The sequence below is a fragment of the Gemella sp. GH3 genome (assembly GCF_013415425.1).
Lineage (GTDB): Bacteria > Bacillota > Bacilli > Staphylococcales > Gemellaceae > Gemelliphila.
Window position 1 is genome coordinate 1 of sequence record NZ_JACBYC010000103.1, and the last position, 7,550, is coordinate 7,550.

The following is a 7,550-nucleotide window of genomic DNA, read 5'->3' on the forward strand; positions in this document are numbered from 1 at the left end:
ATATGATATGTATCTAATACACTAGAAGATTCTGTTTTTAAGCTGTCTATATTAACTGTATCTTTCACACTAAATTCTTGATTATTTATTTTTAGCTGTGATGTCTGCTCTTTTGAGCGTGAATTTAATAGCAATATTTCATTATCTTTTAGTGTAATATTAGTATTATAAGTTTTGTTATAATCTTCTAAAGGTATTACTATCGCTGATGTTAAGGTTGATAAATTTGAAGTATCATTCTGTATAATTAACCCATTATCTGTTTTCTTTGCATATATAGATATATATCTATGGGCAATAATGTTTTCTTTCTTAACACCTTCTTTTTTTATAACATTGTCTATATTAGACTGTAATTTCGAAAATGATTTTTCATCATATCTCATTGCCTCTATTGTAACACTTCTTGGATATATTGATTTTACAAGAGCCTCTTTTCCAAAGTATAGGCTAGCTGTTGATCCTAGAGTTATTAAAATCATTGTTGATAATATACAAATATTTGCTAAACCTACTGCATTTCTCTTCATTCTATAAATCATATTTGAAATACTTATAAAATTTTGAGTTTTATAATATAATTTTTTGTTGTTTTTTAATAATTTTAACACGAAAATAGATATTGCTATAAATAACAAATATGTTCCTATTATTACAGAAACTACTGCATAGAAAAAATTTGTTAAAGCTTGCAAAGGAGTTTTTATAATTAAAGCTGTATAATAACCATATCCTATAAGAGCAATCCCTACTAGAGATAATAGCCACCTAGTTTTAGGTTCTTTTTCTCCTACATTGTCTGATTTTAGTAATTTTATAATATTTAGTCTATAAATCTTTATTAATGAACTAATTATAGTTAGAATATATATTAACGAAAATAGTAATACTGTTAATTTTATTGCTGTAAATGATATGTAGAAACCTAATTCAACCTTTGCTTGCATTAGTTTTAACAAGAACAAGTAAGCTAATTTATCAAAAACTATACCTACTAATATTCCGACAAATACTGTAACAAATGCCAATATAATATTTTCCATTAATATTATTTTAGATATTTGTTTTTTTGTCATACCTAATACGGAATATAGTCCAAATTCACTATATCTTTTTTTCACCAGGAAACTGTAACTATAAAATATAAATATTACAATAAATATTGCTATTACTATCATGCCATATTTTAATAATTCTTTTATTGCCTCAGCTCCTTGTTTAATATTAGATAAATTGCTATTATTTGCTAATGATGACAATATATAAAATATAGCTATTGAAAATATCGAAGATATCATATACGGTACTGTCAATTTTTGATTAGTTTTTATATTTTTTAGCGCAAATCTACTATAAAAAAATCTATTCATTTTGATCACCACCTGCTTGAACCAGTGTTAATGCTTCTGTTATTTTTTGATACATTTCATTGTTTGTACTATTTCCTTTATATATTTCGTGAAAAACTACACCATCTTTTATAAATAAAACTCTGCTTGCTCTACTTGCTGTTTTTACAGAGTGAGTTACCATTATAATAGTTTGACCCGCTCTATTTATGGCGTCGAAGACATTTAAAAGTTGCTCTGTAGATTTTGAATCTAATGCTCCTGTTGGCTCATCTGCAAGTAACAATTTTGGATTAGTTATTAATGCTCTTGCTATAGCTACTCGTTGTTTTTGTCCACCAGATATTTGATAAGGATACTTATCTAACAGTTCAAATATGCCTAACGATTTTGCTAATCTCTCTGCTTTCCTAAGCATTTCTTTATGATGTTTCTTTGCTAAAACTAACGGTAACACAATATTATCTCTTACAGAAAAATTATCTAACAAATTAAAATCTTGGAAAACAAATCCTAAATTATTTCGTCTAAATTCTGCTAAATCCTTATCTTTCAAAGAATTTAAGTTTACTCCTTTTAAATCTACCGTTCCACTAGTTCCCTTATCAAACGTTGCTATAATATTTAATAACGTAGTTTTTCCGCTACCACTTTCTCCCATTATAGCCACATATTCTTCTTCATTTATGCTAAAGCTAACGTCTTTTAATGCAGTTGTACTATTTCCTCCTAACTTGTTGGTATATACTTTTTTCAAATTTTTAACATCTAATATCATATTTTTCTCCTTATATTATATTTCTTTTATATATTTGGTAATTAATTCTATACTTATATTTTATATAAAGTCTATACGGTAATCTATAGATTTTTCTTACTATTTTTATATTTATCTTACATTTTTGTAAGATAAAAGAAAAAAGATAGCAAATACTACCTTTTTTTATTATATATTAATAAATTTTAATATCTACTATCCCTTATCATTAATAATATCTTCTTTTATAATACTTCTTTCTTCTATAACAACTTTAACAATAGTCCCTTTATTCAAATCTGATTCTATTACAATCTGTTGTCCTAATTTTTGCAATATTTTTTGTGTTAAATATAACCCTAAACCACTAGATTTTTTATTTTTCCTACCATTAAAGCCAGTATATCCTTTGTCAAAAATTCTCGGCAAATTATCACTACTAATTCCTATACCTTCATCTTTTATACAAATAGCATTTCCTTCTATATAAATACTTATTTTTCCGTTAGGATTGCTATATTTCAAAGCATTACTTAATATTTGTTCCAATGCAAATTCTAACCATTTTCTATCACTCAAAATTTTAAAATCTAATGGTGTGTAATCTAATATAATTTTCTTCTCAATAAAAATTAAAGATTGCTTTCTTATGACAGATTTCAATAATAAGTCTACATTAATACGTTCTGCTAAAAAATCTGTTTTTTCACTGTCTAAGCGCAAATAACTAAGAACCATATCTACATATTGTTCTATTTTAAATAATTCTATCTCTAATTTATTTTTTTTATCAATATTGCTATCTATTAAAAAATTTAATGCTGCTATAGGTATTTTTATTTGATGTACCCACATAGTATAGTAGTCCGTAATAGATTCTAGTTCTTTTTTATTATCATTAATTATTTTTATATTTTCTTTTTTTAGATTTTCTATAATATCTATATATGTTTTATCTATCATATCATTATTTTTATTTATTTCAGAAATATCCAACAATTTATTTTTTTGGGAAATTTTAAGTTGATTATATTTTCGTATATATCGTTTTATATCAAAATAAATATATATAAAACTAATTAATGTTGATAAAAATAGTGGATAAAATATTTTTTCAAATTCTATTCTATACAAATATATTGGCATATAAGTTACAAAACATAAAATTGTTAATAACGTCAGCAAAAAATATTTATTAGTTTTTATATAATCTATAATCAATTTAATCATATCATATATCCTCTACCTTTTTTCGTTATTATAAAATCAACTAATCCTATAGTTTCTAGTTTTTTTCTTAATCTATTTATATTAACAGATAGTGTATTTTCGTCGACAAAAGTATCAGATTCCCATAAATATCTCATTAAATCATCTCTTGATACAATGTTTTCTCTATGTTCAAAAAGCAATTCTAAGATTTTACTCTCATTTTTTGTTAATTCTATATTTTTTCCTTTATAACTTACATTATCTTTTAAATTATCAAAAATAACATCTTTATATACAACCAAATTATGCTCTGTATTAAAATTATAGACTCTTCTCAAAATAGCATCTATTTTTGCTTTTAAAACTACTAATTTAAAAGGTTTTACAACAAAGTCATCTGCTCCTACTGTTACCGCCATTACTATATTCATATCATCAGAAGTTGATGAAATAAATATAATAGGTGTTTTTGCTAACTTTCTTATCTCCTCGCAATAATAATATCCATCATAATGAGGTAAATTTATATCCATTAGTACTAAATCAGGTTTGAATTCAATAAATTTTTCTATTATGCTATTAAAATTTTCTATAATCTTTGTTTGAAAATTCCACTTTGTTAAATACTCTTTAATTCCATTTGCAATAGTATAATCATCTTCTACAACTAATATTTTATACATAATATCCCCCTTAAATATTATTTTTTGTTTCACGTGTAACAGTTGTTATTTTCCTAAACAAAAACGACTAAATAATTCATTTATTAGCTCATCGCTACTATTTTCTCCAATAACTTCTCCTAGTAAATTAAATGTATTAGTATAATCTATTAATACCATATCTACTTCTAACCCTAATTCTGCAGCATTTATGGCTTCATTTAAACTTTCTAAAGCTCTAGTTATTAGATTAACTTGTCTAGTGTTAGATAAATAAGTAGCGTCTTTAGGTTTGGCTTTTCCATCAAAGAACATATCTCTAATATTTTTTTCTAAAAGTTCTATTCCTTCATACGTTGTCATAGAAGTTTTAATAATGGGGTGATTGTAAGCTATTTTTTTAACTTCTTCTAAATCTATTTTTGTTTCTAAATCTAGTTTATTTAATATCACTATAGTTTGTTTATGTTCTGTAAGTTTTATTAACTCTCTATCTTTGTCAGTTAATTCTTCACTACTATTTAATAAAAATAATACTAAATCTGCTTGTTCTAGTTCTTTTTTACTTCTTTCTACTCCTATTCGTTCTACTATATCATTTGTTTCTCTTATCCCTGCAGTGTCTATTAATTTTATTGGTACTCCTTTTATATTAACATATTCTTCTAAGACATCTCTTGTAGTACCAGCTATATCTGTTACTATCGCTTTATTTTCTTGTAATAAGTTATTTAGCAATGAACTTTTCCCTACATTTGGTCTTCCTATTATTGCTGTATTTAATCCTTCTTTTATTATTTTTCCTTGTTTTGAAGTTGCTAATAAATTTTCTAAACTATTTTTTATACTTTTAGATTTTTCTAAAATAGTTTTTGTTGTTTCTACTTCTAAATCATCATATTCAGGATAATCTATATTTACTTCTACTACTGCTAAAATATCTAATATTTCTGCACGTAATCTTTTTATTAATTTTGATAATCTTCCTTGTATTTGATTATTAGCTAACAAACTTGCTTCTTCTGTTTTACTTTTTATAAAATCTATTACTGCTTCTGCTTGTGATAGGTCTATTCTCCCATTCAAAAAAGCTCTTTTTGTGAATTCACCCGGTTCTGCTAATCTTGCACCGTTGTTCAAACATAATCCTAATATTTTTTGGATAGTTATCAGCCCTCCATGACAATTTATTTCTACTACATTTTCACAAGTATACGTTCTAGGTGAAGCCATTTTTACTACCATTACTTCTTCTATCTTTTCATTACTCTTAGGATCTACTATATGTCCATAATTAATAGTGTGACTATCTACACTATTAATAGTTTTATTTTTAGGTAATCTTATTATTTTATCTGCTATCAAAAAAGCATCATCTCCACTTAATCTAACTATTCCTATTGCTCCTTCTCCTAAAGCTGTTGATATTGCTGCTATTGTTTCACTCATAATATTCTCTCTTTCTTAGTAAAATAAAAATGTGGAAATAGATAATTACAAAGATATTTCCACATTATACAGTTTTAATCTGTTTTATTATTTAATTATCATAGAAATTTAGTTCTTCTAAAACTTGCTCTAATTCTTTTTTTATAAAATGTTTAGATAAAAAAGCCTTTGCTCCATTTTTAATAGCTTGTTTTCTATAGATAGGTACATGTCCTACACTACTACATATGATTATTTTTGCATTAGAATATTTATTATTTATAACCTTTGTAGCTTCTAAACCGTCCATAATAGGCATACAAATATCCATTATAACATAATCTGGTAATTCTTTTTCATAAATTTCTACACCAGACTTCCCGTCGAAAGCTAATAAAGATTTAAAATTTAATTCTTCAACTATTTCTTTTGCCCTATCACTATAAAAAGGACTATCCTCTACTATTAATACTTTTTTCATTGTAACTCCTATTTGGCTGTTATAACTAAATATCTATAAGGCTCTTTTCCTTTTGATTCTGTTTCTACGTTTTGTATATTGCTAAGAGCATTGTGGATAATCTTTCTTTCAAAACTAGTCATAGGTTCTAATTCAATAGGTTTTCCTAGTTTTTTAGATTTTTTAGCCATATTTAGTGCTAATTCCTCCAAAGTTTCTTTTCTACTATCACGATACTCATCACAGTCAATATTTATTCTAAAATATTTTTTACTAAATTTTTTTCCATAATTATTTGCCAAAACTTGCAAACTATTTAATGTATTTCCTCTTTTTCCTATAAGAAGACTAGTATTTTCTACACCTAATATTTTTATAGTATAATTTTTATTTCCTTCATCTATAAATTTAAGATTAGCTGTATCAAATCCCATAGAATGAACTATTTTTGTCATATAATCTACTATTTTTTCTTTATTGTTTATAATTTCATCTTCTTTTTCTTTTTTTGAAAATATCTTTTCTTCTGTAGTAGGGGTTGATATATTATTTTCAACTAAGTCATTTTTAATATTTTCTTTAGATTCTTTTTCTTCTATTAAAATGTCTTTATTATCTTCTTTATTTAATTCTTGATTTTCTTTATATTCAATATCTAAGGGAGTCAATTTCACTATAGCTTCTTTTTTAAATAAGCCTAATATACCATTGCTTCCTGCTTCTTCTACTTCTATCTTTACTTGACTTTCCTCTAAACCTAGCTCTTTTAACCCTTTTTTTATAGCCAAGTCAACCGTTTTTTCTTTATATGTATAAACTTTCACTTATTTACACCTCTTTTTATATAATTTTGTTTTAAATAATAAATGATTTATAGATTTACTAAATTCAGAAAATTCTATATCTATAGCAGATTTTCTAACTATAATAATTATATCGTATGATTTTATATTATCTTTATTTTGATTAATAAATTCTCTTACATATCTTTTTAATTTATTTCTTACATGCGCTTTACCTAATTTTTTACTAACAGAAATCCCTAATTTCATATGATTATCTTTATTAGCACTATAGTACATCACAAAATGTCGATTAGCAAAAGAATTTTTTTCTTTTATAATTCTATGGAAATCTCCTTCTTTTTTTACTCGATATTCTTTTTTCATTAGTATACCTTTCTAATTCTATGAATATATTTTATCAGTTTATTAATATAATTACAACAAAAATAAAAAGAAGGCTTTAACCGAAATTAAAACCCTCTTTATTACTTATATTTTATGCTGATAGAACTTTTCTACCTTTTGCTCTACGTCTTGCTAAAACATTTCTCCCGTTTTTAGTACTCATACGAGCTCTAAATCCGTGAACTTTTGAATGTTTTCTTTTATTAGGTTGATACGTACGTTTCATTTTATTCCTCCTCGAGTATTTTTATAAAGATAGATGTAATAACTATAAAATATTATCACACTATAAAAAAAAAAGCAAGTATTCTACTAAAGTTATTATAATATTTATTACTTTTAACGCTAAATACTGTACTTATTATTCTAATATTTATTAGTTTCTCTTATTATTTTGGTTTCTAAAGTTTATAAATACTAAACTTTCAAAACTAACTTTCCCTTTTTTTTTTTAGTATACTATGGTATAATCATACAGACACAATTAAATAT

The 7,550-nt window shown here is 24.7% G+C and carries 9 protein-coding genes; all 9 read right to left on the bottom strand.

The annotated features are described in order from the left end of the window. Positions 1–1,370, bottom strand: a 1,370-nt coding sequence (locus HZY83_RS03940; protein ID WP_179942776.1) for an FtsX-like permease family protein, incomplete at its 3' end; no start/stop codon positions are given. After that, positions 1,363–2,127, bottom strand: a complete 765-nt coding sequence (locus HZY83_RS03945) for an ABC transporter ATP-binding protein (RefSeq protein ID WP_179942777.1) — start codon at positions 2,125–2,127, stop codon at positions 1,363–1,365. The genes HZY83_RS03940 and HZY83_RS03945, both read right to left, overlap by 8 nt. A 195-nt stretch (positions 2,128–2,322) precedes the next feature. Continuing rightward, complete coding sequence (locus HZY83_RS03950) at positions 2,323–3,336, bottom strand: sensor histidine kinase (RefSeq protein WP_179942778.1); 1,014 nt, start codon at positions 3,334–3,336, stop codon at positions 2,323–2,325. Then, positions 3,333–4,001: a response regulator transcription factor gene (locus tag HZY83_RS03955; RefSeq protein WP_179942779.1), complete on the bottom strand. Its 669-nt coding sequence runs from the start codon at positions 3,999–4,001 to the stop codon at positions 3,333–3,335. The genes HZY83_RS03950 and HZY83_RS03955 overlap by 4 nt, the downstream gene beginning before the upstream one ends. A 45-nt stretch (positions 4,002–4,046) precedes the next feature. Further along, entirely contained in the window at positions 4,047–5,429 is a 1,383-nt protein-coding gene (gene mnmE / locus HZY83_RS03960; protein WP_218925330.1) for a tRNA uridine-5-carboxymethylaminomethyl(34) synthesis GTPase MnmE, read from the bottom strand. A gap of 91 nt (positions 5,430–5,520) precedes the next feature. Beyond that, on the bottom strand, positions 5,521–5,889 hold the full coding sequence (locus tag HZY83_RS03965) for a response regulator (protein WP_179942780.1): 369 nt from the start codon (positions 5,887–5,889) through the stop codon (positions 5,521–5,523). Positions 5,890–5,897: 8 nt separating this feature from the next. After that, entirely contained in the window at positions 5,898–6,692 is a 795-nt protein-coding gene (jag, locus tag HZY83_RS03970) for an RNA-binding cell elongation regulator Jag/EloR (protein WP_179942781.1), read from the bottom strand. Further along, the gene (gene rnpA, locus HZY83_RS03975) at positions 6,693–7,037 is read right to left on the bottom strand and encodes a ribonuclease P protein component (protein ID WP_179942782.1); all 345 of its coding nucleotides are present in this window, start codon (positions 7,035–7,037) and stop codon (positions 6,693–6,695) included. Between the two features lie 112 nt (positions 7,038–7,149). Then, complete coding sequence (gene rpmH, locus HZY83_RS03980; RefSeq protein WP_003144116.1) at positions 7,150–7,284, bottom strand: 50S ribosomal protein L34; 135 nt, start codon at positions 7,282–7,284, stop codon at positions 7,150–7,152. Positions 7,285–7,550: the final 266 nt, after the last annotated feature.